The 24857-nt window shown below is 72.1% G+C and carries 19 protein-coding genes and 1 pseudogene; 9 read left to right on the top strand and 11 right to left on the bottom strand.

What is annotated here, in order from left to right; genetic code table 11:
• Positions 1-38: 38 nt before the first annotated feature.
• On the bottom strand, positions 39-3164 hold the full coding sequence (locus BLS99_RS10735; protein ID WP_176953306.1) for a sensor histidine kinase: 3126 nt from the start codon (positions 3162-3164) through the stop codon (positions 39-41).
• 636 nt (positions 3165-3800) lie between these two features.
• On the opposite strand from BLS99_RS10735, the gene BLS99_RS10740 reads away from it, so the two are divergent.
• The 5 genes from BLS99_RS10740 (at position 3801) to BLS99_RS27385 (ending at position 8648) form a co-directional block, all read left to right on the top strand.
• Positions 3801-4604 carry an MHYT domain-containing protein gene (locus BLS99_RS10740; RefSeq protein ID WP_091048512.1) on the top strand — a complete coding sequence of 268 codons (804 nt, stop codon included), beginning with the start codon at positions 3801-3803 and terminating at the stop codon, positions 4602-4604.
• Positions 4605-4684: 80 nt separating this feature from the next.
• Positions 4685-5752, top strand: coding sequence for an MHYT domain-containing protein (locus BLS99_RS10745; protein WP_091048515.1), 1068 nt, complete (start codon positions 4685-4687; stop codon positions 5750-5752).
• Between the two features lie 221 nt (positions 5753-5973).
• A complete protein-coding gene (locus tag BLS99_RS10750) occupies positions 5974-6303 on the top strand; it encodes a hypothetical protein (RefSeq protein WP_091048518.1) in 330 nt (109 codons plus the stop codon).
• Between the two features lie 12 nt (positions 6304-6315).
• The gene (locus BLS99_RS10755; protein ID WP_091048521.1) at positions 6316-7026 is read left to right on the top strand and encodes a hypothetical protein; all 711 of its coding nucleotides are present in this window, start codon (positions 6316-6318) and stop codon (positions 7024-7026) included.
• Between the two features lie 2 nt (positions 7027-7028).
• Positions 7029-8648 carry a WXG100 family type VII secretion target gene (locus BLS99_RS27385; protein ID WP_091048525.1) on the top strand — a complete coding sequence of 540 codons (1620 nt, stop codon included), beginning with the start codon at positions 7029-7031 and terminating at the stop codon, positions 8646-8648.
• A gap of 215 nt (positions 8649-8863) precedes the next feature.
• Here BLS99_RS27385 and ccsB read toward each other — a convergent pair whose 3' ends face one another.
• The 8 genes and pseudogenes from ccsB to BLS99_RS27625 all read right to left on the bottom strand — a co-directional run.
• A complete protein-coding gene (gene ccsB, locus BLS99_RS10765) occupies positions 8864-9847 on the bottom strand; it encodes a c-type cytochrome biogenesis protein CcsB (RefSeq protein ID WP_091048530.1) in 984 nt (327 codons plus the stop codon).
• Positions 9844-11424 carry a cytochrome c biogenesis protein ResB gene (gene resB, locus BLS99_RS10770; RefSeq protein ID WP_245712221.1) on the bottom strand — a complete coding sequence of 527 codons (1581 nt, stop codon included), beginning with the start codon at positions 11422-11424 and terminating at the stop codon, positions 9844-9846. The genes ccsB and resB overlap by 4 nt, the downstream gene beginning before the upstream one ends.
• A complete protein-coding gene (locus tag BLS99_RS10775) occupies positions 11421-12164 on the bottom strand; it encodes a cytochrome c biogenesis CcdA family protein (protein ID WP_091048533.1) in 744 nt (247 codons plus the stop codon). Before BLS99_RS10775 ends, resB begins: the two co-directional genes overlap by 4 nt.
• Positions 12161-12310 (bottom strand): hypothetical protein, encoded by a 150-nt coding sequence (locus tag BLS99_RS26175; protein ID WP_176953307.1) that lies wholly within the window; start codon positions 12308-12310, stop codon positions 12161-12163. Before BLS99_RS26175 ends, BLS99_RS10775 begins: the two co-directional genes overlap by 4 nt.
• Positions 12310-12879 carry a TlpA family protein disulfide reductase gene (locus BLS99_RS10780; RefSeq protein ID WP_091048539.1) on the bottom strand — a complete coding sequence of 190 codons (570 nt, stop codon included), beginning with the start codon at positions 12877-12879 and terminating at the stop codon, positions 12310-12312. The genes BLS99_RS26175 and BLS99_RS10780 overlap by 1 nt, the downstream gene beginning before the upstream one ends.
• Positions 12880-12902: 23 nt before the next feature.
• Positions 12903-13556, bottom strand: coding sequence for a histidine phosphatase family protein (locus BLS99_RS10785; RefSeq protein WP_091048542.1), 654 nt, complete (start codon positions 13554-13556; stop codon positions 12903-12905).
• On the bottom strand, positions 13553-14857 hold the full coding sequence (gene hemL / locus BLS99_RS27620) for a glutamate-1-semialdehyde 2,1-aminomutase (protein WP_342761274.1): 1305 nt from the start codon (positions 14855-14857) through the stop codon (positions 13553-13555). Before hemL ends, BLS99_RS10785 begins: the two co-directional genes overlap by 4 nt.
• A 1332-nt stretch (positions 14858-16189) precedes the next feature.
• A pseudogene (locus tag BLS99_RS27625) lies at positions 16190-16783 on the bottom strand (adenylate/guanylate cyclase domain-containing protein); the annotation flags it as partial.
• Between the two features lie 449 nt (positions 16784-17232).
• On the opposite strand from BLS99_RS27625, the gene BLS99_RS10795 reads away from it, so the two are divergent.
• The 4 genes from BLS99_RS10795 to BLS99_RS10810 all read left to right on the top strand — a co-directional run bounded on the left by BLS99_RS10795 (position 17233) and on the right by BLS99_RS10810 (position 22665).
• Positions 17233-18105 (top strand): lytic transglycosylase domain-containing protein, encoded by an 873-nt coding sequence (locus tag BLS99_RS10795; protein WP_143034754.1) that lies wholly within the window; start codon positions 17233-17235, stop codon positions 18103-18105.
• Between the two features lie 71 nt (positions 18106-18176).
• Positions 18177-19202 carry a GNAT family N-acetyltransferase gene (locus tag BLS99_RS10800; protein ID WP_091048554.1) on the top strand — a complete coding sequence of 342 codons (1026 nt, stop codon included), beginning with the start codon at positions 18177-18179 and terminating at the stop codon, positions 19200-19202.
• Positions 19203-19260: 58 nt separating this feature from the next.
• A complete protein-coding gene (locus BLS99_RS10805; RefSeq protein WP_091048558.1) occupies positions 19261-21072 on the top strand; it encodes a potassium channel family protein in 1812 nt (603 codons plus the stop codon).
• A 345-nt stretch (positions 21073-21417) separates the two neighbouring features.
• Positions 21418-22665, top strand: a complete 1248-nt coding sequence (locus BLS99_RS10810; RefSeq protein ID WP_091048561.1) for a trypsin-like serine peptidase — start codon at positions 21418-21420, stop codon at positions 22663-22665.
• A 127-nt stretch (positions 22666-22792) separates the two neighbouring features.
• Here the strand turns inward: BLS99_RS10810 and mqnC are convergent, their stop codons facing one another.
• A complete protein-coding gene (gene mqnC / locus BLS99_RS10815) occupies positions 22793-23950 on the bottom strand; it encodes a cyclic dehypoxanthinyl futalosine synthase (RefSeq protein ID WP_091048565.1) in 1158 nt (385 codons plus the stop codon).
• A 129-nt stretch (positions 23951-24079) separates the two neighbouring features.
• Entirely contained in the window at positions 24080-24850 is a 771-nt protein-coding gene (locus BLS99_RS10820; protein WP_091048569.1) for an FAD-binding oxidoreductase, read from the bottom strand.
• Between the last annotated feature and the right edge of the window lie 7 nt (positions 24851-24857).

Here is a 24857-nt window from a genome sequence, read left to right on the forward strand (position 1 = left end):
GCTCCTTAGTAGCGTCTGCCGTGTTGCGGATCAGCGACTCAGTTGCCGTCATTGCCACGTCCTCGCTGCACCCCACGGTGATAGGCCGACAGCAGGCCACGAATGCCCTCAGGGTTGCGCTTCTGCGCGCTGACGGTCTCCTGAGATTCCTCCACCGCGCCGGGAACGAGGCGTTCCATGGGCCGGCGCTTGGGGAGACCGACCGTGGTCGTCTCCTCGATGGTCTCGGCGAAGGCGTCGTCGACCCGGGACCACCCGTCGTCGGCGGCGGTGCGCCACGCGTAGGACCCGGTGTCGGTCTCCGGAGAGGTGAGACGGCGTCGCTCGAGACCCGAGGCGGCCGGCGACTCGTCGGCGGCGGGGGTGCTCTGCATGGTCGGGCCTTCCGTGGGCTGCGGAGGGGAGGGCGGCACCGCGTCCCAAGCCGGGGCGGGGGACTCGGCCGCACCTGACTGGTCAGCGTAGCGCGGCGGCGTAGCCTCCGCCACCTCCGCAGGTGCAGGCGGGGCCGCCCGGAAGGACGACTCGGGCGCGTCCTCGACCTTCGCCGACTCGTCATCGACCTTCTTGGGCGCGGGGGTGACCGCCTTGAACCAGGCGGACTCCACCTCCCGGAAGATCGGGAGCTCGGTCGTGGCGTCCAGGGCGGACACGCGGTCGCGGCGGGCGGCCCGCGGCGCCTCCGTGCCGGACGGGGCCGCGGCCACGTCGGGCCACGACGGCGGCACCGGCTCGGGCTCGGGCGTCCACGCCTCCAGCTGGATCTTCGGCAGGGCGACGTGCTCGGAGGAGACGATCTCCCCGGTCACCTCCATGACCTTGCCGTTGGCCTTGCGCTCGTCGGCCAGGCCGCCGGGCCGGAACATGAAGCCCGGCTCCTCGTCGGCGGGGCGCTGCTGCGGGAACGGCGGCTGGAACGCCTGCGTCTGCTGCGGGCGCTGCACCGAGTACTCGCCGGTGACCGGCTCGACGGGCGGCGGGACGTTCGGGCGCGAGGGCATCTGCGGCGCGCTCGGCTGCCACGCGGGCGGCGTGGGCTGGGGCGGCGGCGGGGAGTGCGGGGCCTGGGGCGCGGCGGTGTCGAACAGGCCCGCCGGGCTCTCGGGGACCCGCGGCAGGGCGCCGGTGGCCTCCATGCCGGAGAGCAGTTCGCGGGAGCCGTTCGCGCCATCGAGCGGGACGCCGCTGCGCAGGCCGCGCTCGGGGAGCTTCGCCTCGGTGAGGACCGCGTCGCCCAGGATGACCTCGGCGACCGTGCCGCGCTGCTCGCCCGGGCGCAGTTCGACGTGGACCTCGTGGCGCTTCGCGAGGCGCGCGACCACGACCAGGCCCATCATCCGCGAGGACGCGAGGTCGATGGCGTCGGCGGACTCCGAGAGCTGGCGGTTGATGTCCTCGATCTGCGCCGGCGGCATGCCGATGCCGACGTCGTTGATGCGGACCCGGATGGCGCCGTTGGGGCTGCCGGCCGTGCGCATCTGCTCGGCCTCGACCAGTACCGGGGACTCCGGCGGGGAGAACGCGGTCGCGTTGTCCATGAGCTCGGCGATGAGGTGCACGAGGTCGTTGACGGCGGCCGGGCGGATCTCCCGCTCGGCCTCCAGGCTGCCGAAGTCGATGCGGGTGTACTGCTCGACCTCGGACTGGGCGGCCTGGAGGATGTCGCCGATCGGGGCCGGGTAGCGCTCCTGGCGGGTGGAGTCCGCACCGGCGAGCACCAGGAGGTTCTCGTCGTTGCGGCGCATGCGGGTCGCGAGGTGGTCGAGCTGGAACAGCTCGGCCAGGCGGTCCGGGTTCTCCTCGCCGCGCTCCAGGTGGTCGAGGTGGCCGATGAGCCGGTCGACCAGGTTCTGGGAGCGGCGGGCCAGGTTGATGAACATCTGCGAGACGTTGGCGCGCAGGGCGGCCTGCTCGGCCGCGATGCGGATGGCCTCGGTGTGGACGATGTTGAACGAGTGCGCCACGTTGCCGATCTCGTCGCGCTGGTCGATGTCGATGACCGCGCCGGTGTCGGCGGCGACCTCGTCCGGGGTCCGGTTGCCGATGCTCTCCGCGTCGCGCATCTGGGCCACCGCCTGCGGCAGCGACACGTGCGCCACGTCCAGCGCGCCCTCGCGCAGGCGCCGCAGCCCGGTCGCCATGTTGCGGGCGATGAGCAGGGCGATCACGGTCGCGATGACGAAGGCCGCCAGGATGAGCACGGCTTCGAGCAGCAGCTGGAAGATCTGCGAGTTGAGGTCGGCGGTCGCGTCGTCGAGGACTTCCTCGGACTCGTCGTTGATGTAGTCGAGGCCGTTCTCGAGGATCGCGTTGTACGAGTCGATGACGGCGGCGTCGACGGTGAGCGCCTGCGTGGTGCCGGCGTTGACCGCGGAGTTCTCGAACAGGAGGGCCGCCTCGGCCTCGGTGGTGTTGAGGCCCCCGGGGCTGAAGAAGAACGCGAGCTGCTCGTTGCGGTCGGCGACGGTCTTGAATTCGTCGGCGGCGGTCTCGCGGAGCTTCGCGAAGGCGATGAAGTTCTGCCAGCGCGTGTTGTTGATGAACTTCTTGTCGTTGCCGACGTTGATCGCGATCGCGCGCTCCTCCTCCAGCGTCTCCAGGACGGTGGTGGCGGCGGCGATGGCCTGCAGGTTCCGGGCGATCTCGGGGTCGTTGACGATACGGGAGGAGATGTCGGTGATCGTCACGAGCTCGTCGACGAGCCGCTGGTAGACGCGGGAGGTCGCGTCGATCGACACGCCGTCGGGGCTGTCGGCCGCGGCCTGGCGGATCTGGATGAGGCTCTCGTACTGGGTCCGGACCGCGTCGATGCGGTTGGAGATGTCGTCCGAGACGTCGGGGAGGCCGTCGGCCTTCTCGTTGAAGACGTCCAGGGCCTCGTCGGTGGACGCCTGCTGGGCGGCCACGGCGGTCTCGTCGTACTGGGAGACGTCGATGCCCTCGACGTGGTCCTCGCCGAGCCGCAGGTTCGTGACGAGCAGGGACCGCTCGACCTGGAGGTCGTAGCGGAGTTCGGCCGTGACGGCGTTGAACTCCACGAGGTCCACCATGTCGGCCGACTCGAACACCCGGTTCGCCAGGTCGTAGAGCCGGAGGCCGGCGACGGCCACCAGGACGACGAGGGGCACGAGGAGGATCAGTCCCAGCTTGGACCGGATTCGCATGTCGGCGATGCGGGGCAGGCCGAGCGGTCCTCGTCGAGCCGCTGAACCCGCACGGTTCGAGCTGCGCTTGCTCACCTTGTCTAGCCTCCTGGGGTGGTCCTCTGTGTCAGACCGACGGGCCCGTGCCGGGCCGGGCTCGGTCTCGGGCCGACGGCGCGCGCCGGCTGCCGTCCTGCCGCCGGGGGCGGCGGGGGCCGGCATGTGAAGCCCAGCAGATTCCATCATGACGAATGACGGCGTCGAAATCCAGGGGCGTACCGGAGTACTGAAAGCGGCTCCGTATCGCACCGTGTTACAGGGCGAATCTCAAGAAACACTGATCTTTCGGACACACGCCTACGCGGTATTCGGCCGTACGGCTGAGAAAACCGACTACTCGGACGACGACCGTGGCGCTGAACGGCCCTGACCGCCTCCGACGAAGGTCGCCGCGACCGAGTGCCCTGATCCGGGCACGTTCGGTAGTGCCCGAAAGGCGGCATTGGTCCGGTGGCGCGGCATCCCCGGGCGCCCACGGGTTCCGGACAGATCCGCCATATCCGTCGCCGCGTCCGGGACAACTCGCACATCCTGTGCGACGGGAGACGCCTCCCGCTCGGGCACGGTTGACCCACGACGCCCCGCAGGAGGAACCCCATGGACCCGCTAGCGGTCACCCTAGAGCACCACCACTTCACGTACGGCTGGCTCAATCCGGCGATGGGCCTCGCCTTCGCCGCCGCCGGGTCCTTCCTGGGCCTGACGGCCTCCCGCTACGCCCGCGCCGCCGCCACCTCCGGCGGTCGGCTCCGCTGGATCCTCATGGCCGCCTTGGCCATCGGCGGGATCGGCATCTGGATGATGCACTTCATCGCGATGATCGGCTTCACCGTCACCGGCGCCGACATCGCGTACGACCCCGCGCTCACCGCCGCGTCCTTCGGACTCGCGGTGCTCGCGGTGGGGACCGGGCTGTTCGTCTCGGGGGGCAAGCGCGCTGGCTGGCCGCGCCTGCTCCTGGGCGGACTGCTCTGCGGCGCGGGCGTGGTGGGCATGCACTACACGGGCATGGCGGCGGTCGCGACGGGGGGCCGGGTCGTCTACGACCCGGCGCTCGTCGCCGCCTCGGCGGCGGTCGCGGTGGTGGCCTCGACGGTGGCGCTGCGGTTCACCGCGGTCGTCGACCGGCGCGGCTCGATGGCGCTCGCCGCCGCGGTCATGAGCGTCGCGGTCGTCGGCATGCACTACACGGGCATGGCCGCGGTCCGCATCGAGGGCGTGGCCGATCCGGTCGTCTCGGGCATCGATCCGCTGATCCTGCTGCTGCCCATCATGATCCTGGCGCTCATCGCGATCGTGGGCATGGTGTTCGGGGTACTCGCCTCGCCGAACCTCGACCGACTCGACCGAAATGACCGTCCTAGTGCAACTGTCCGTCTTGCGGATGCAGCCGGACAGTAGTCGTATAAGTTTCGAATCGCGCGAATCGCAATCGCGCGACATTCCGAATACGGGCGTACGCCTGGGGAGGAAGACAACTGATGGAACACGTGAGCCACTTCACTTACGGGTGGATCAACCCCATCATGTCGTTCGGATTCGCCTTCGCAGGCTCGATCCTGGCGCTGATGTGCATGACGCAGGCGCGCCGTCAGGACGGCACCGTCAAGGCCGTCCGCAAGCGCGTCCGGTGGATCGCTCTGGCCTCGTTCTCGTTGGGCGCCACCGCCATCTGGATGATGCACTTCACGGCGATGATCGGGTTCAAGGTCATCGACTCCGACATCGCCTACGACCCGCTCACCACGTTCCTGAGCCTGGTCGCCTCCGTCGGCTCGGTGTTCTTCGGCCTCCTGGTCGCCGGCACCGGCTCCCGGGGCACCGTCGGCAAGATCCTCATCGCCGGGCCGCTCACCGGACTCGGCGTCGTCGTCATGCACTACTCGGGCATGGCCGCCATCAACGTCTCCGGCCACATCACCCACGACCGCACCTACTTCATCGCGTCGGTCGCGATCGCGGTCGTCGCCGCGACCGCCGCACTGTTCTGCGGCATGTACCTCGACGGCTGGAAGTGGCACACCGCGGCGGGCGTCGTCATGGCGATCGCGGTGTGCGGCATGCACTACACGGGCATGGCCGGCGTCCGCGTCACCCTCTACAACCGGGGGCGCGACACCGTCGAGGGCATCGACCCGATCATGCTCATCCTGCCGATCCTCGGCGTCGCCACGATCGGCATCATCGTGCTCCTGTTCGCGCTCATGGGGACCACCCCGAAGACCGTGACCCGCCGCGAGCAGCTCGGCATCCACGTCGAGGACGAAGAGGTCCTCCCGACCGCGACCGGCGCGATCCCCGTGGAGCGCATGCGGTCCCAGCCGCAGCGCCCCTCCCGCGGGCCCGGCCGCGTCCGCAACCGCACCGACCGCTCCAGCGGCCACGTCCCCGACCAGCGCGCCGGCGCTGTCCCCGCCCCCCGAGGCCAGGACGACGCCCCCCGCATCGTCCCCGACCGCCCCCGCGGCGGCCAGCGCTCCTTCCAGCAGGTGGAGCTCGACGCCACCGTCGAGCACTTCGACGTCACGCGGAACACGCGCGGACGCTGATGCGCCGCAACCAGATGCGCCACTGACCCTCGCACCCGGCAAGCAGCCGAAACGGCCCCCGTCCACTCGGACGGGGGCCGTTCCCGCATACCTTATATATATGGGCCGCTACACAACGTCGGCACGACGCGCGCGGATTCCGGTGTACCGCACGCTGGGTGAGGAACCGATACCATGAGGTTCCGAGCAAATGATCCCGATTTACCCCCGGAGGTCCCGCCGTGGCCGAACGGATCCTCGATCCCGCATACCTCGAAGCCTTCCGCGACGAGCTGGTGAACCGGCTCAACTTCGTCACCGAGCTGACCTCGAAGCTCCAGTCGGGCGGCGAGCTCGGCGTGGAGCCCGGCTTCGGCCTGCTCGAAGCGTCGCAGCAGGCGCGCGCCGATTACGCACGGGCCCATGAGGAGACCTGGAACAACCTCCAGAAGCTCCGCCAGGACTTGTACGGTGCGGTGGTGACGCTCAACGACGCCCTCGGACTGCACATGGAGTCCGAGGAGCTGAACGTGACCATGCTCAGCGCGCCCGGCGCCGACATCGAGAGCTAGGACCCCCTCACCATGAAGCGAATCGCGAAGACCTGCACCGCCGTCGGCGCCGCCGCCCTGTTCCTGGCGGGCTGCAACGCCGCCGAGGAGCCCTCGGGCGGCGACGCCACCGACGGCGGTGGCGGCGACGATCCGGTGTACGCCGCGATGTCCGCCTGGGACGCGTGCGAAGTCCTCGACGGCCTGGCCCCGGTCACCGACGAGATGGGCATCGTCGGCTGGGGCTCCTCGACCGCCGAAGGCGGCGAACCCGGCAGCTCGGCGATCGGCAACACCTTCGACCCCGACGCCCTGGGCTGCAACGGCCTGTTCAACCTCGGCGACTACGAGGGCTACACGATGTCCGGCGAGGCGCAGTTCAAGATCGTGCCCGCCGAGAGCGCCGAAGCCGCTGCGACCGCGTACGAGTCGCGCGTCGCCGCCGCCGAATCGGACTCCGCGGAAGGGCAGGACGCAGTGAGCGAGGCGTTCGCCGGCCCCTGGGACCAGGGCACCGTGGTCTCCTGGATCGGCGATGCCGACCAGCCGTACACCGAGGTCGTCGGCCAGGACGGCCAGTGGGTGTTCCACATCCAGCTCTACCACTCGAACGACTACGGACTCCGGGGCGGCGGCGACCCGGCCCTGGCGTTCACCGAGGAATCGCTCAGGCAATGGCTGGTCGACACCTATCTGCCGCAGGTGAACCAGGCCGTGAACGACCGGATCGCGGAGGCGGGATGACGATGGGCGATGAGATAGAGTTCGCCGCCGAGACCTACGGCGGCATGGAGGGCGCGACGGCGTCGGGCGGCGTCCAGACCGCTGAGCAGTCGTACCTCGTCACCGGCGACGGCTGCTCCGACTCCGGTTGCACCAACCGCCAGAGCCCGGCGGAGGTGGCCTGGATCAAGCTGGTCTCGGCGATCCCCGTCTCGGGCCAGGTCGAGAGCTTCCAGTGCGTCCCCGGGGGCACGGCCGCGCCGACCCCCGCAGAGGTCCAGTCGATGGTCGCGCAGATCAGGCCCTCCGAGGGCGACGACTACGCGCTCCGCACCATCGCCGAGAAGTGGACCACGGCGCAGTTCGACTTCGCCGCGAACGAGTCCACGGCCGTCGCCAAGATTCTCCGCACCATGCTCACCGACCTCGCGAACGGCTGGCAGGGCAGCGACTTCGACGCCTTCGCCGAGCAGATGGAGACGGTCTTTACCAACTGCGAGCAGATCAGCGCCGAAGTCGGCGACGGGTCCGCGGGCATGTCGGGCCTGCTCAACCAGACGGCCGACGAGATCTACGCCCTCCAGGGCGGCGACTCGCACGAACTCCCCTACCCGGCACCCCAGTACTGGGTGAAGGACGAGGGCGGGCTGTTCTCCGATCCCGAAGTGCACCACCGGGTCCCGTTCAAGAGCGGGGACTGCGAGGTCACGGACGGGTGCTCGTGGGACGGCGAGGACGACTCGGCGAACCGGGCCATGGAGCTGGGCGGATTCAACGGCGACTACGCCAACGAGCTGGGCCAGTACGTGACCGACCAGACCGAGTACCACCTCGCCGAGCTCAAGGCCGCGAACCCGGACTCTCCCGAGACGGAGCTGCGGACGCAGGCCGAGCAGCTCGCCCGCCAGGACGGCGACACCCGCGCCAAGCGGGACTACGACTCCGGGTCGCAGGACTACCAGGAGCGCGCCGCCGAGCAGAACGACACCGTGATCGCCCGCTGGGAGGACGCGGAGATCTCCGCGTCCGAGTTCACGCCGACCGTGGAGACCGTGCAGGACACCACGTTCCGCGAGTCGGGGCAGGACCTCGACGGGGGCGGGTACTCGCCGCCGAGCGGCGGGGACTTCAACGGGTCGCCGTCGAGCTCGGGTTCGGGCGGGCTGACGCCGCCGTCGGCCACGACGCCGTTCGGCGGCGGGGGTTCGGGCGGCGGTGGCGGCGGGAGTTCGTGGACGCCGACGACCGGGGGCGAAGACGAGACGTCCGGCGGCCTGGCGGGCGGCGGGCTCGGCGGCGGTCTGCCCGGGGGCGGTGCCGGTGGCGGCGCGCCCGGACTGGGCGGCGGCGCGGGCGGCGGGCTGGGCGGTTCCGGGATGGGACTGTTTGGTCCGGCGGCCGGAGCCGGTGCCGGTGGCGCCGGTGCGGGCGGGGCCCGCGCGGGGGGTTCGGGGCTCGGCAAGGGCCAGGGGCTGTTCGGGAAGACCGCCGGTGCGGGCGGGGCCGGGATGATGGGCGGTGCCGGGGGCCGTCCCGGTGCGGGCGGCGACGAGGACGGCGAGGGCAAGGAGTCCTGGCTGACCGAGGACGAGGACGTGTGGGGCCTGGCCCGCTTCGATGACGAGGACGACCCGCTGGCGTGACCGGTAGGAAGCGTTCGGGCCCCTTGCACTGGCGCGCAAGGGGCCCGAACGGTGTCCGGTACTGCGTCTTCGGCGGTCGGTCCGGAGTCGGCCTCCGGTGAGACAGACCTGGTGGCTCGAACTCCGCTGCCCGGCAAGGCATCAGCGTCCGGCGGCTCGGGCTCCGGCTCCAGCGCCCGACCGTGCGGACTCCGGTCGTGCAGACGCTCCGGGGCTCAGACTCCGGCGTAGGAGTGGAGCCCGGGGAAGACGAGGTTGACGGCGGTGAGGTTGAAGAGCATGACCGCGTAGCCGAGGATCGCGATCCAGGGCGCGTTCGCCTTGGCGGACCTGCCGGAGACGCGGGCGTGCAGGTAGGCGGCGTAGACGACCCAGGCGATGAAGGCCCAGACCTCCTTGGGGTCCCAGTTCCAGTAGCGGCCCCACGCGAGGTGGGCCCAGACCGAGCCGGCGATGATGCCGAAGGTCAGGAGCGGGAACGCGAAGACGTGGATCTTGAACGTCAAGCGCTCCAGGACATTCGCGTCGGGGAGGCGCTCGGCGATGCTGAGCGGGAAGCGGACCGGCCGGTCGTCGGAGACGCGGCGGTCGTGGCCGCGCTTGAGCAGGTGCAGGATCGCGAAGACGCAGCCGATCATGAGGATGCCGGAGGCGGCGATGGCGGCGGTGACGTGGATGATGATCCAGTACGAGTCCAGGGCCGGGACCAGGGGTCCGGCCTCGGTGTAGACGCGGACCGAGGTGCCGAGGACCATCGTCACGGCGAAGGTCGCGAACAGGCCGAGGCGGCGGGGGACGCTGCCGCGCGAGACGAGGAACAGCCACGTCGCCATGCCCGCGAGGGCCACGCCGACGGTGTACTCGAACATGTTGCCCCACGGCCAGCGCCCGGTGTAGATCACGCGGGTGACGATGCTGGCGCCGAGGGCGGCGGTGCCGAGGTAGGTGAGGATGAGGCCGAGCCGGCCGGCGCCGCGGGCGGCGGCGGGGCTGATGGGGGCCTCGGTCGGGGCGTCGGCCCCGAGATCGGCCCCGGCCTCGGAGTCGTGGCCGGCGTCGCGGCCGGCGGTGACGAGGGCCTTGGCGCGCTTGGGGGCGCGCTTGTCGAAGGCGTATTCGACGGCGTAGGAGAACATCGCCGCCGCGTAGACGAGGATCGTGGCGACGAACAGGGCGTTCGCGGCTTCGGCACCGGTCATTGGTCGCTCCCGGACTTGTCGGTGTGGGTTCCCGGCGGCGGGGAGTCGGGTGCGATGGCGGCAGTGAGCTCGTCGCACTCCTCGTCGAGGCCGTCGAAGTCGTTGCGGTTGAGGCCGGCGGTCTCGACGGTCCCGTCGGGGTTCCATCGGATCCAGTAGCGCCTGCGGCGCACGGCGAGCCCGGGCAGGAGGCCGAGCAGGAGGAGGACGGCGCCGGCGAGGACGACGGGGCCGCCGGGGTCGTGGCGGACCTGGAGGACGGCGTACTGCTCGACGCCGTCGAAGCTGAGGCTGGTGCCGTCGGGCAGCGTCATGCTGTCGCCGACGCCGATGACCTCGACCTCGTCGTTGACCTGCTGGAGTGCGCCGGAGGCGATCTGCTCCTCGTTGACGGCGTACACCGATTCGGGCTTCCCGTCGCCGAGGCCGAGGTCGCCGGTGTAGGCGGTGAGGGCGAGGACGGGGTTGTTCAGCTCGGGTTCGGTGCCGAGGAGCATCGGGGTGGAGTCGTCGAAGGTGGGGACGAGGATCGCGTCGAAGCCGACTTCGGCGTCCTGGTCGACGGTGCCGGTGGCGGGGTCGACGTTGGCGTCGGGGAACTTGAAGGCGCCCTCGGAGTTCAGGGCCGCGTCCATGGACAGGAACTCCTGGTGGAGGGTCTGGGTCTGCCCGTAGCGGTCGGTGTAGGTGACGACGGCGGTGTAGCCGTGGCCGATGAGGAAGACGTTGGTGCCGTCGATGTTGAGGGGGTGGTTGACCTGGAGGTCGTACTCGCCGGTCTCACCTTCGGCCTCGTAGGTGACGTCGGCGTCGTAGGCGGTGGGGCCTCCGTCGGTGAACTCGGCGTCGAAGGCGTGCAGGTCGACGCAGAACCGGGGCAGGGCGGTCTCGTCGACCCAGGCGCCGAGGCCGTACTCGTCGTACTGCTGGAGGTTGTTGCAGTAGGACTTGCCTTCGGAGAGGATGCGGTTGCCGTACCAGCTCATGAGGCTGCCGACGGCGACGCCGACGAGGATGAAGATGACGCTGGTGTGGAAGAGCAGGTTCCCGGTCTCGCGGAGGTAGCCCTTCTCGGCGGCGATGACGACGGTGCCGTCCTCGTGCTCGCGCACGGCGGTGCGCCAGCGGCGCTGCTTGAGGACGGCGCGGGCGCGGCCCTGGTTGGCGCCGCCGTCGAGGACGCGGTGGTGCGGGAGGATCGACATGCGCTTGGGGGCGTCGGGGACGGGGGCGCGCAGGGCTCTCCAGTGGACGGCGAGGCGCGGCACGATGCAGCCGGCGAGGCTGACCATGAGCAGCAGGTAGATCGCGGAGAACCAGGGCGAGGTGTAGACGTCGAACGCCCAGAGGCGGTCGAGCCAGGGGGCGAGGTCGGGGTGCTCGTCGAAGTACCCGGCGACGTCGACGGTGCTGATGGAGCGCTGGGGGAACGTGGAGCCGGGGATGGCGGCGAGCGCGAGCGCGAGGAGCAGGATGAGCGCGGTGCGCATGGCGGTGAGCTGGTGCCACCAGCGGCGCCAGAACGCGCGGAGGCGCTTGGCGGCCTTGGGTTTGCGCGGCGTGAGTGTGGCGGTCACAGGAGGCTCACCCCGGTGCCGACGGTGGCGCGGAGCCAGTTGGTGAACTCGCCCCAGGCGCCGGTGGCGAGCATGAGGCCGACGGCGATGAGCATGGCGCCGCCGGCGACGGCGATGGCGCGGCCGTGGCGCTTGAGGAAGTCGAGGGCGCGGGCGAGGCGGTGCATGCCGACGGCGAAGAGCACGAAGGGGAGTCCGAGTCCGGCGCAGTAGGCGATCATGAGGCCGACGCCGCGGGCGGTGCCGTCCTGGATGACGGCGAGGCTGGTGATCGCGGCGAGGACCGGTGAGGTGCAGGGGATCCAGGAGAGGGCGAAGACGGCGCCGAAGAGGGGGGCGCCGGCGAGGCCGACGGCGGGGCGCCACTTGGGGGTGTAGCCGCCGCGGGTGGGGATGAGGCCGATGAACATGAGGCCCATGGCGATCATGACGATGCCGGCGACGGTCTCGAGGGCGCCGGTGTTCTGGAGGAGGGCGCGTCCGGCGCTCTGGAGGGCGAAGACGACGACGGTGTAGACGGCGGTGAACCCGGCGACGAACAGGAGGGCGCCGGTGAGGACGCGGCCGGTGCGGCGGGCGGGGGCGTCGAGTTCGGCGCCGCTCATGCCGGTGACGTAGGAGACGTAGCCGGGAATGAGGGGGAGGGTGCAGGGGGACGCGAAGGAGACGAGTCCGGCGAGGGCGGCGACCCCGAAGGCGAGGAGGAGCGGCCCGGAGGCGGCGGTCTCGGCCGGGTTCACTCGGCCTCCTCGCGGGCGGGGGGCTCGGGCGGGTTGAGGCGGCGTTTGACCAGGGAGGTCACGGCGACGGCGGCGAGGGCGGCGGTGCCGGCCATGACGGCGCCCTTGGCGGCCTTGCGGACGGCGGGGTCGACGGGCTTGCGCATCAGGTCTCCAGGGCTTTGGTCACGTCGGCGGTGATCGTCTCGGTGTCGTCGAGGGGGCCGCGCCAGATGGAGAAGACCCGGTGCTCGGCGTCGATGACGATCGTCGCGGGGATGTCGTTGGGGGAGAGTCCGTAGTCGACGAACTGGTCGGCGACGCGTCCGGCCTCGTCGCTGAGCGACGGGTAGGGGACGGCCCAGCGCCGCTCGAAGGCGCGGGCGGCGTCGGCGGTGTCGCGGATGTTGACGCCGAGGAAGCGCACGTTCTGCCCGGCGAAGGCGTCGGCGGCCTCGACGAGGTAGGGGGCCTCGGCGACGCAGGGGGCGCACCAGGAGCCCCAGAAGTTGACGATGACGACGTCGCCGGCCCAGTCGTCGGTGTCGACGGTGTTCCCGTCGAGGTCCTCGCCGGTGAGGCGGGGGGCCGCGAAGCGGTCGGCGGGGTCCTCCCACCGGTAGTTGGAGCCGTCGCCCGAGACGTACCGGTCGCGGTTGATCTCGTTGACGCGGTTGCTGTCGGCGCCGGTGTCCGAGCAGGCCGCGAGGGCCAGCAGCGGTGCCGCGGCCAGCATGGTCCTCCGCCGGAGCGCCACGGTCAGGCGCCCTTGGCGCGCCGGGCGGTGGCCGACTTGAGCACGAGGTGCGCGGCCGGTTCGGAGTACTCGATGCGGGCGAGCGCTTCGCCTTCGTAGACGAAGCTGGTGATCGAGGCGAGGGAGCACTGGCGGTTGCGCGGGTCGTGCCAGAGGCGCTTGCGCTCGGCGAAGCGGCGGACCGTCCAGATGGGCAGCTGGTGGGAGACCAGGAGCGCTTCGGCGCCGTCGGCGGCGGCGCGGGCCTTGTCGAGGGCGTCCATCATGCGGCGGGCGATGTCGAGGTACGCCTCGCCCCAGGAGGGGCGGAAGGGGTCGCGCAGGCGCCACCAGTAGCGGGGTTCGCGCAGGGCGCCGTCGCCGACGCCGACCTTGAGCCCTTCGAAGGAGTTCCCGGCCTCGACGATGCCGTCGTAGGTGACGGCGTGGAGGCGGTGGGAGGCGGCGACGGGCTCGGCGGTCTCCTGGGCGCGCTGGAGCGGGGAGGCGCCGACGTGGACGATGTCGCGCTTGGCGAGCTTCTCGGCGGCGGCGAGCGCCATCTCCCGGCCGAGCTCGGACAGGCCGTAGCCGGGGAGGCGCCCGTAGAGGATGCCTTCCGGGTTGTGGACCTCGCCGTGGCGCAGCAGGTGGACGATGGTCGTGGAGCCGCTCATGAGCGCACCTTAGCCGCGGCTTCGGCCGCGGGTTGCAGCGCCTGTTCGATGTGTGACAGGGCTTCCTCGTCGATCGCGGCGGAGGTGAACCAGCACTCGTAGGCGCTGGGGGGCAGGTAGACGCCCTGGTCGAGCATGGCGTGGAAGAACGCGCCGTACGCGGCGGCGTCCTGGGCCTTGGCCTCCTCGAAGTTCGTCACGGGTCCTTCGGTGAAGAACACGGAGAACAGGTTCGAGGGCGCCGAGACGAAGTGGGGGACGCCGGCCTTGGCGAGGGCGGCCCCGGCCATGTCGGCGATCGCGGCGGCGGTGCGGTCGAGGGTCCGGTAGACCTCGTCGTCGCACAGGCGGAGCGTGGCGAGGCCGGCGGCGACCGCGAGCGGGTTCCCCGAGAGGGTCCCGGCCTGGTAGACGGGCCCGGCGGGGCTGATCGCCGACATGAGGTCGGCGCGGCCGCCGAACGCGGCGGCGGGCAGTCCCCCGCCCATGACCTTGCCGTACGTGTAGAGGTCGGCGGGGGCGGCGAGGCCGCCGGGGGCGACCCGGAAGCCGGTCATGACCTCGTCGGAGATGAGGAGCGCGCCGCGGGCGTGCGCGACGGCGTAGAGCTTCTCGTTGAACCCGTCGAGGGGGGCGACGGCGCCCATGTTGCCGGGGACGGCCTCGGTGATGACCGCGCCGATCTGCCCGGGGTGGGCGGCGAACGCGGCCTCGACGGCGTTGATGTCGTTGTAGGGCACCACGATCGTGTCGGCCGCGGCGGCGGCGGGGACGCCGGGCGAGTCGGGGTGGCCGAGGGTCGCGACCCCGGAGCCGGCCTCGGCGAGGAAGTAGTCGGCGTGCCCGTGGTAGCAGCCCGCGAACTTGATGACCTTGTCGCGGCCGGTGGCGGCGCGGGCGAGGCGCACGGCGCTCATGGTGGCCTCGGTGCCGGAGGAGACGAGGCGGACCATGTCGCACGGGGTGCGGTCGACGATGAGTTCGGCGAGGTCGACCTCGGCCTCGGTGGGCGCCCCGTAGGAGGTGCCGCGGGCGGCGGCCTCGGCGAGGGCGTCGACGACGGCGGGGTGCGCGTGCCCGAGGATGAGGGGTCCCCACGAGCCGACGAGGTCGACGTACGTGTTGCCGTCGACGTCGGTCATGCGCGCGCCATGGGCCTCGGCGATGAACACCGGGGTGCCACCGACGCCGCGGAAGGCGCGCACCGGCGAGTTCACGCCGCCGGGGATGACGCGGGCCGCCCGCTCGGCGGCGGCCTTCGAGCGGGAGCGCTCGCGCGGCTCCGGTTGCGAGTCAGTCACGGCCCCAGCATCGCACACGTCCCACCGGTCGCGCGGGAGCGGCGGCGGCGGGCGTGAACGCCGTCCCCGGGGTGGGCCCGGGGGACGGCGGCGGCCCCGTCCCCGCCGCCTCGGCCGCGCGGCGCGGGAGGCGGCGGGGGCGGGGCGTAAGGCGACCGCGCGCAGGCGCGGGGCGTCGAACGCGACCGGGTGGACCAGGCGCTCGGCGAAGCCCGGCGCGAGCGGGGCGGGGGCCGGCTCGGGGTCCGGGCCGGCCAGGAGCCAGCGCAGCGGCGCGGGCACCCGGTAGACGGCCTGGTCCATGGCGGGCCGCTCGATGACGACGAGCGCGGCGTCCACGAGCTCCACGAGCGCTTCGAGGCTCCCGTCCCGCTGGCGGCACAGGTCGAGGACCTCGTCGACGCTCGCGCCGCGTTCGCGGGCGGCGAGTTCGAGCAGCACCGCGCGGGCCGGGCCCGAGATCGCGGCCACGGCCTCGTCGATGGCCTCCCGGAAGCGCCCGCCCGCGTCGAGGACGGCGACCGGGTCGTCGCGCAGGCGCCGCAGCGCCGCCTGCGGGGAGGCGAGCGCGACGAGGTCGGCGAGGGCCAGCAGCGCGGGCGGGAAGTTCTCGACCGCCGCGGCCAGGCCGCGGCAGTCGGCCGCGGTCCACGGCGCCCCGCGGTCCTCGCAGAACCCGGCGAGCAGCTTCGCGCCGACGCCCCCCGCGGGCAGGTCCAGGGCCCGCTTGGCGGCGCCGGGCAGGTCAAGGGGCCGGCGGCCGACGGCGAGGAGGTGCAGTTCGGGGCAGGACTCCAGGAGCACCAGGAGCTCGTTGCGGCGCTCGGCGCCGAGCTGGTCGGTGCCGTCGACGACCAGGAGCGCGCGGCGGTCCCGGAAGTGGTCGATGACGGTGCGGATCGGCGCGCGCAGCGGCTCCGAGCGCAGGTCCAGGGCGTCGAGGAGGGCCCGGCCGAGGTCGGGCCCGGCCTCGGAGTACCAGACGCCGTGCTCGTAGCAGGACAGGCGCTTGCGCGCCCACGCCTTCGCGAACGTGGTCTTCCCGCAGCCGGGGAGGCCGCTGAGGGTGACCATGCGGCTGACGGCGAAGGCCCGGTCCAGTTCGCGCGCGTCCTCGGGCCGCTCCACCGGCGGCTTCAGGGCGGTCGGGAGGTTGTGGCGGCGCGGGCGCACCCGCGGCGGCGGGAAGTCGTCCGGAAGGCCGGGGGCGGTGAGCTGGACCAGTTCGGTGGCGCCGGGCAGGCCCCGCAGTTCGAAGTCGCCCAGGCGGCGGCGCCGGTCCGGCGCCAGCCCCGCGGCGGCGGCGCACTCGGCCGAGGCCAGGACCTGGTCGCCGTGGGCGGCCGAGCAGATGCGGGCGGTCCGGTGCACCTCAGGCGTCGCGTACCCGCCGGCGGAGGGCCACGCCTCCCCGGTGTGCAGTCCCATGCGGACGGGCGGGCGCAGCGGGGCGCCGTCCTCCTCGGGCCAGCTCGCGCCCCGCAGGGCCTCCTGTATCCCGACGGCGGCGGCGCAGGCGTCCGCCGCGTCGTGGAACGCCACGAAGAACGAGTCGCCCTCGGTGTCGACCTCCACCCCGCCGTGCGCGGCCAGGACCTCGCGGACCAGGGCGCGGTGGCGGTGGAGGACCACCCGGTAGCGCTCGGCGCCGAGCCCGGAGGCCAGGCGCGTGGAGCCCTCGATGTCGGTGAACAAGAACGTCACGTCGCCGGCGGGCAGCAGGGCCCGGCGCGCTCCGGCGGGGCCGTCGCCGCCGCCGGGGACCGCCGCTCCTCCGGCCACATCGGACGGATTCCGGTATTCCGATGTCTCATTCCCGAGCGTCCCGAATCCCGGTCCCCCCGGCGGCTCCAGCGGGTCCGGCCCTTCGAGCGCGAGCAGGGAAGGGGAGGTCAGTGCGGCGTGCGATGCCGTTGTCGTATCCACGTGTCGGTCAACTTTCGTTCAGCCCCCGTATGCCGGGCTGTGGCGCGCTGGTGCGCGGGCACAATTGCCCAGCGGCCTCACAGTGTCACCCCCATCTCAGTCGGTTACCTGCCGTGATGGGAACTGGCACTCCGCATGGCCGTGGCTCTCCTGCCCTTGCGCGGACGTGAGGCGTTCTCGACGCGGGTTTGCTCGTGGCAACCACCGATCCGTTATAGGGAACGATCCGAGCGCCCGCTGGTGGCGGGCAGCGGAGAGAATTGTTCCCCCTCAGGCGTTGCCCGCGGGAACGAAACTAGGGAATACTCGCATTCATCCCGGTCCCCCACGGGGCCGCGCACCCGCCGGCACCCGGGTGCATACTGGGCGCTCCGGCGCGGCGGGCCCCGTCCGCGCGCCTCCCGCCCCCCGATCGGACCGCCGCGATCGAGAAAGGACGACCCGCTCCCGTGCAGCACCTCCGCCGCATCGCACTCCTCCCCTGGCGCGCCCTCAAGGCCGCCGGCAGGGGCGCGCGCGCCGCCGCCCGCGCCACCGGCAGGGGCGTCCGCGCCGCCGCCCGCGGACTGCGGGCCCCGGCGGGCCGGCTCGGCGTCCAGGCGACGCTGACGGTCCTCGCGGTCGCCGGAGCGCTCGCCGCGGGATGGTTCGTCGTCCCCGGCGCCGGGCCCGCCTGGTCGTTCGGCACCGAGCCCTCCCCCGAACCCGAGGAGGCCCCCCTCGTCCTCGCCCCCGAGGACGCCCCCGACGCCGGCCGCCCCGCCGAGACCGACCCGATCGAGGAGGTCGGCACCGCCTCCCCCGGCGACGACGCCACCACGCCCGCCGGCGCCACCGACCTCGACTCGTGGGCCCAGGGCCTCGCGCCCCTCGGCATCCCCGAGCGGGCCCTCGTCGCCTACGGGCGCGCCGAGCTCGTCTCCGCCGTCGAGAACCCCGGCTGCCACCTCTCCTGGACCACCCTCGCCGGCATCGGCGCCACCGAGACCACCCACGGCACCACCAACGGGAACCGGATCCAGGCCGACGGCACCACCGTCACGCCCATCCGCGGCTCCGGCTACGACGAGATGGGCCCCATGCAGTTCCTCCCCAGCACATGGGAGGCGTGGAAGGCCGACGGCGACAAGGACGGCCTGTTCAACCCCGACGACATCGACGACGCCGTCACCGCCGCCGCGAACTACCTGTGCCACGGCGGCCGCGACCTGACCACCCCGGCCGGCTGGCAGGCCGCCGTCCACTCCTACAACCCCAGGGACGACTACGTGCAGAAGGTGTTCGACCGCGCCGACCAGTACGGCAGGGCCAGCACCGCCTGACAGGGGCCCCGATCGCTGCAATCCGTGAGCCGGGGGTTCCGTTCGGTGACGATTTCGGGTAAGGATAAGAGATGCCCCTGAAGCAGCTCGCTCCCGGCGAGATGACGGACGACGACCTCCGCGACTGGTGCTCGGTGCTCAACGACATGACCGCCGCCGACATGCCCGCCGAGCCGCGCTGGCGCACCGACGCGCTGCGCGAGTACCTCACTGCGACCCTCCCCGAGGACGACCGGTACCTGTTCCTCGACCGCGACGCCGACGGCGACCTGGTCGGCCACGCGAGCCTCATTGTGTTCGGCGGCGAGCAGTCCGGCACCGGGGTCGTCGAGATGTCGACCCGGCCCTCGGCGCGCGGCAAGGGCGTCGGCACGCGGCTGCTGCGCGCCGTCGCCGAGTGCGCCAAGGCCGGCGGCTGCCGGACCCTCTCGGTCGAGGTCATCGCCACCACGCCCGCCGTCGGCTTCTACGACCGGCACGGGTTCGCGCGCTCCACCGTGGAGCAGCGGCACCTGCTGCGGTGGTCGGACATCGACTGGGAGAAGATCGAGCGCGCCGCCGGGCGCCTCGCCGCCGGGTACCGGCTCGAATACCACGCCGGGGGCGTCCCCGACCGGCTCATGGACTCCTACGCCGACGTCAAGGCGAACCTGCGCTCCGCGCCCGGGAACGTCGCGTTCGTGCCCGAGTGGCGCGGCTCGGCCTACGCCCCGGCCCTGCGCGACTCCTTCCAGACCCTCGCCAGCCGCGGCATGCGCTCGCACATCGCCGTGGCCGTCTCCGAGCCGTACGGGAACGTCGTCGGCCTCACCGAGCTCGTCGTCTCCGCGCAGCGGCCCACCCGCGCCGACCAGTACGACACCGTCGTCGCGCCCGCGCACCGCTCCTACGGCCTCGCCATGACCATGAAGGCCCGGCTCCTCACCGAGCTGCGCCGCGCCGAACCGCAGCTCGTCGACGTCCAGACCTGGACCCTCGACACCGCCGACGACGTCCGCTGGATCAACGGCGAGCTCGGCTTCGTCCACGACGTCGACTGGTACGACTACGAGGCGGACGTCGACAAGCTCCTCGCCCGCCTCTCCCGACCCTCCTGACGCGGGCGCGGTCCGCCGGGGCCGCAACCGTTTGCGAAACCTCCCTACACTGAGGGTCATGCACCCCCGGCAGGCCAGGTTCGAGGACGCGCGCCCCGACCGGCGCGTGATCGTCGTGGGCGACAACGGACTCACCCTCAGGTTCATCAGGAACCTCATCGACAACTTCGCGTTCCGCGTCATCGCCGTCATCCCCGCCGGTCCCGGGGGCCAGCGCTCCGAGCTGCGCCGCGCCGCCCGCGCGCACGACCGCCTCTCGGTCCTGGAGGTCCAGCAGACCGACGCCGACAGCGTCGCCGCCGCCATCCGCGAGGCCGGGCTCACCGACGCGTACGCCGTGGCCCTCATGGACCAGAACGACGTCGGGAACCTCCACCTCGCCCTCAAGATCCGCGAGATGTCGCACTACCTGGGCGACGAGACCCTGCCGCGCCTGGTCATCCGCATGTACAACCGCGGCCTGCGCGACCACATGCAGAAGCTGCTGGGCGACGACGGCGTCTTCGTCAAGTCCGACGCCGACATGGTCGCCCGCACCTACGCGGCCGCGGCACTGGAGCAGATCCCGCCGGGCGACATCGACATCTGGGACCGGCGCCTGTACCTCGCCCGCGCGGCCGACCCGCGCGCCCAGGCGCAGTGGGTCGTCGCCACCGGCAACGAGTTCGGGGTCGACATGATCCCCGACGACGCCGACGAGGCGGTCCGGCTCCTGTGCCTCGAACCCGTGGCCGCCCGCCGCTGGGTGCGCCCGATGTGGGAGGCGGTGGCGCAGTGGTCGCGGCAGTGGCTCCACACGCTGCGGCGCACGTTCAGCAAGGGCCTGTGGATGGCCGCGGCGGTGCTCATGGCGGTCATGCTCGGCGGCATGACGACGCTTCTCACCGTCGACAGCCTCAACGGCAGCCGCAAAGTGGACGGGGACTTCTGGGACGCGCTGTACATGCTCGCGATGATGGCCGCCGGGGGCGCCGACCCCGACACCACCGACCACTGGGAGCTGCGGCTCACCCACGTGGTCGTGGTGGTCTCGGGCGCGCTGCTCATCCCGGTCGTCACCGGTGCGATCGTGCAGGCCGTCGTCGAGCGCCGGTACGCGCTCGCCGAGGGGCGGATGGTCCGGGCGGTGCGCGACCACGTCATCGTCGTCGGCCTTGGCAACATGGGGACCCGCGTCGTGGAGACGCTGCGGGACCGGCGCATCCCGGTCGTGGCGATCGAGAAGGACCGCGACGCGATCGGCGTGCGCGCGGCCCGCGCCGCGGGCGCCCAGGTGCTCCTGGGCGACGCGAGCCGCCCCGAGACGCTCCAGGAGGCCGAGGTCAAGTACTCGCGGTCGCTGGTGGCCATGGCGAAGCAGGACTCCGCGAACCTGGAGACGGCCCTGTCCGGGCTCGAGTGCAAGCCGGACCTGCGGACGGTCATGCGGATCTACAACCCCGAGTTCGCGTCCCTGATCCGCCGCAACCTGAACAAGAACCGGTCGCTCCACGAGGCGTCCCAGCACTCCTCGTACAGCGCGCCGCAGGTCGCGGCGGGCTCGTTCGCGCGCGAGCTCACCGACGACGAGATCCTGGAGACCATCCCCGTGCGCGGGCAGATCGCGTACATCGCCGAGGTGACGGTGGAGGAGGACGCGTGGCTCGACGACGTCCCCGCCCACAAGGCGAGCGTGCCCGGCTCGCACCGGCTCCTCGCGGTCAAGCGCTCCAGCGGCGGCGTGCGCTGGAACCCCGACGCGGCCTTCCGGATCACGCACGGGGACACGCTGCTGGTCCTGGTGACCCGCAAGGGCCTCAACGAGGTCCGCGAGTACTGCCAGCGCGCGGCCCCGACCGCGGGCGGACGCAGGCGGCCGGACTTCGCGTAGCGGAGCGCCGGGGCGAGATGTTCGGCGGAGGCTCTGCGGTGTGCGGCGAGGGGGATCCCCGCCGACCGGCCCGCTCCCAGGCTGTCACCGGCCCGCGGTCGCCGTCACGGCGCAAGCGGAGCGCAGGTGGAGTGTGCGACCCTCGCTCCGGCCTTCCAGGCTCCGCCGCGGAGCAGGAGAGCGCACGTGGAGTGTGTGACCCTCGCTCCGGCCCGCCCGGCTCTGCCGCAGAGTGAGAAGAGTGCATGTGGAGTGTGACGCTCGCCGGTCCGCGTGACGGTGCGCAACTTCCGGGCCGCTCACTCGTTTCAACCGTGGAGACATCTCTCACGGAAGGGGCCGGCAGTGGCGGCGAGCGAGCGGAGACCGCGGGCGGAGCACGGGACCAGGGACCGGAAGCGCCGCAAGGCCGTCCTGGCGGCGACCGCCGGGGCACTGGCCCTGGGCGGTGCGGCGGTGGTGGTCCCCACGGCGTTCGCCGACGACCCGGTGACCGAGGCCCTCGCGGGCGCCGCCGAGCTCCTGCCGGTGGACGACGACCTGCTGGGCCTCGTCGACGTCGGGGAGGTCAAGGAGCTCACCGAGTCGCTGACGTACGCGGACGGGGAGGACGCGGTCACCGTGTCGGAGCCCGACGCCGGGTACGTCAAGGTCCACTTCGAGCGGATGCTGCTCGACGCCGGTGACTACGTGACCGTCGCGAACCCCGAAGGGACCGAGTCGTACCGGTACGAGGAGTCGATGGTCGACCAGTGGGCGACCTCGATCAGCGGCGACACCGCGGTCGTGGAGCTGCACCGGGCCGAGTCCGGCGCGGCCTCCGACGCGCTGGGGGTCCTCATCGACCGGGCCGCGTACGGCTTCGCGGCCGACGTGGTCGACGCGCTGGTGGCCGACAAGGCCGACCAGGCGCGTCCCGAGGAGTCGGTCTGCTCGGGCGACGAGAAGCGGCCCTCGGCCTGCTACCGGACCTCGTACCCGGAGGTCGTGGAGCACGCGGACCCGGTGGCACGGCTGCTCATCGACGGGACCGTGCTGTGCACGGCGTTCCGGGTGGGCGAGTCGAACCGGCTGCTGACGAACCACCACTGCTTCACCGAGACGTGGGAGGCGAAGCAGACCGAGGTGTGGTTCGGCTACGACTGCGTCGCGTGCGGGGCCGACACGGCGAACATCCCGGTGAAGGTCGCGGGCCAGCAGGTCCTGAAGACCTCGAAGCCCTTGGACTACACGCTGTTCACGGTGGAGGACTTCTCGCGGATCGACCAGTTCGGGTACCTGGAGCTGTCCGACCGCGCGGCGAAGGCGGGCGAGGCGATCTACATCCCGCAGCACCCGGCCGGGCGGCCCACGGAGATCGCGATGGAGTCGGCCGTGGACGGCGGCAACTGCGTGGTCAAGAACGCCGTCTACGACGGCTACGTGCCCGGCAGCGACGTCTCGTACTACTGCGACACCGAGTTCGGGTCCTCCGGCTCCCCGGTGATCTCCCGCGACACCCATGAAGTGCTCGCCCTGCACCACTTCGGCGGCTGCCCGAACTCCGGCGTCAACGCCCAGCTGATCCGAGCCGAGATCGGCAACCTGATCTAGAGCCCCGCCCCAGGGACTCGCGGAAAACGGCGGCGGCGCAGACCAGAAGGTCTGCACCGCCGCCGATGTCGTACCCACCGGGCACTGTTGACAACGGACCCGCCGCGCCCTGCCGCGCGGCCCTGCCTCAGACGGCCTTCACCTGGAGCTCGGCGACGATCGTCGAGAAGTGCGAGCGGATGCGGTCGTCGGTCGGGTCGTCCTCGGGGGTCCAGTGGACCGACATGCGCTCGTACAGCGTGTTCCGCTGCGCCGGCACCCGGTCCGCGGAGCGGATCAGGCCGATGAGCTCCGACAGGCGCGACTGGTGGCGCGCGCCGGCCGAGGAGATCACGTTCTCCTCCAGCATGATCGACCCGAGGTCGTCCACGCCGAGGTGGAGGCTGAGCTGCCCTGACGCCTTGCCGGTCGTCAGCCACGACGACTGGAGGTGCGTCACGTTGTGGAAGAACAGCCGCGCGGTCGCCAGCAGCCGCAGGTACTCCAGCGTCGTCGCCTGCGTGCGGCCCTTGAGGTGGTTGTTCTCCGGCTGGTAGGTCCACGGGATGAACGAGCGGAACCCGCCCGTGCGGTCCTGCACGTCGCGGATCATCCGCAGGTGCTCGATCCGCTCGGCCGCGGTCTCTCCGGTGCCCATCATCATCGTCGCGGTCGACTCCAGGCCCTGGAGGTGCGCGGCCTCCATGATCTCCAGCCAGCGCTCGCCCGACTCCTTGAGCGGCGCGAGCGCGGTGCGCGGGCGGGCCGGGAGCATCTCGGCGCCGGCGCCGGCGATCGAGTCGAGCCCGGCGGCCTTGATGCGCCGGATCGACTCGCCGATCTCCACGCCGGAGACCTTCGACATGTGCGCGATCTCCGAGGGCCCGATCGAGTGGATCATCAGCTCGGGGTACTCGGCCTTGACCGAGGAGAACAGCTCCTCGTAGTACTCGACGCCGAAGTCGGGGTGGTGCCCGCCCTGGAGCATGACCTGCGTGGCGCCGAGCCCGACGGCCTCGCCGCAGCGGCGCAGGACCTCCTCCATCGGGTGGGCCCAGCCCTCCTCGTGCTTGGGGGCGCGGTAGAAGGCGCAGAACTTGCACGCGGTGACGCACACGTTCGTGTAGTTGATGTTGCGGTCGATGATGTAGGTGACGATGTTGTCGCCGATGACGCGGCGCCGGGCCGCGTCGGCCGCCTCCGCGAGGGGGTGGAAGGGCGCTTCGGTGTAGAGCAGCAGGGCTTCCTCGGCGCTGATGGCGCCGCCGTCGGCGGCGCGGGCGAGGACCTCGTCAATCTCGGCCATGCACGAAGCGTATCCGCCGCGGGGCCCTCCGGGACAGTGCGCCCGAACGGATTGACTCGTGGGTTACTCCCCGGTGAACCTCACGGGGCCGTCGTGCCGCGCTCGCGTCGCGCGGGACCCGGCGCTCCGCTAGACCGTGTACAGCTCGGTGTGGATCTCGCCGGTCCCGGCGGCCTCCAGGACCTCCTTGACGCCGAGGACCATCTCGTACGGGCCGCACAGGAACCACTCGTCGACCTCGCGGGGGTCGACGACGGTGCCGAGGACCTCGCGGAGCCGTTCGGGCGTCAGGCGCCCGGTGAGCAGCGGCGTGGGTCCGTCGGTGCGGGTGCGCACGTGGTGCAGGCGCAGCCGGTCGCCGTGGGCGCGTTCGAGTTCGCGCAGTTCGGGGCCGAACATGGTGCTGTCCTCGGTCCGGTTGGAGTAGAGGAGGGTCACGGTGGCGCCGGATTCGAGGGCCGCGGTGGCGATCGCGATGATCGGGGTGATGCCGGAGCCGGCGACGACGGAGCCGTAGTGGCGGTCGGGCCGGATGTCGGTGCAGAAATTGCCGAGGGGCGGGAGGACTTCGAGGACGTCGCCGGGCAGGAGCCGCCGGTTCGCGTATCCGGAGAAGTTGCCCTCGGGGATCGAGCGGATGCCCAGGCGCAGGGTGCCGTGCTCGGCGAGTTCGCGCGGGGTGGAGGCGAGGGAGTAGGAGCGGCGGACTTCGGCGCCGTCGGGTTCGACGCGCTGGAAGGTGAGGTGCTGGCCGGGCTTGAAGTCGAAGGCGGGCCGCAGGTGCTCGGGGACGGCGAGGGCGACCTCGACGGCGTCGGCGGTGAGGGGCCGGACGGCGCTGACGGTGAGCTTGTGCCACGCGGGGCGGGCTTTGCGAGGCTTCTTCAGCTCGATGGCCACGGGGCGG

It is taken from the genome of Glycomyces sambucus (assembly GCF_900102815.1).
Lineage (GTDB): Bacteria > Actinomycetota > Actinomycetes > Mycobacteriales > Micromonosporaceae > Glycomyces > Glycomyces sambucus.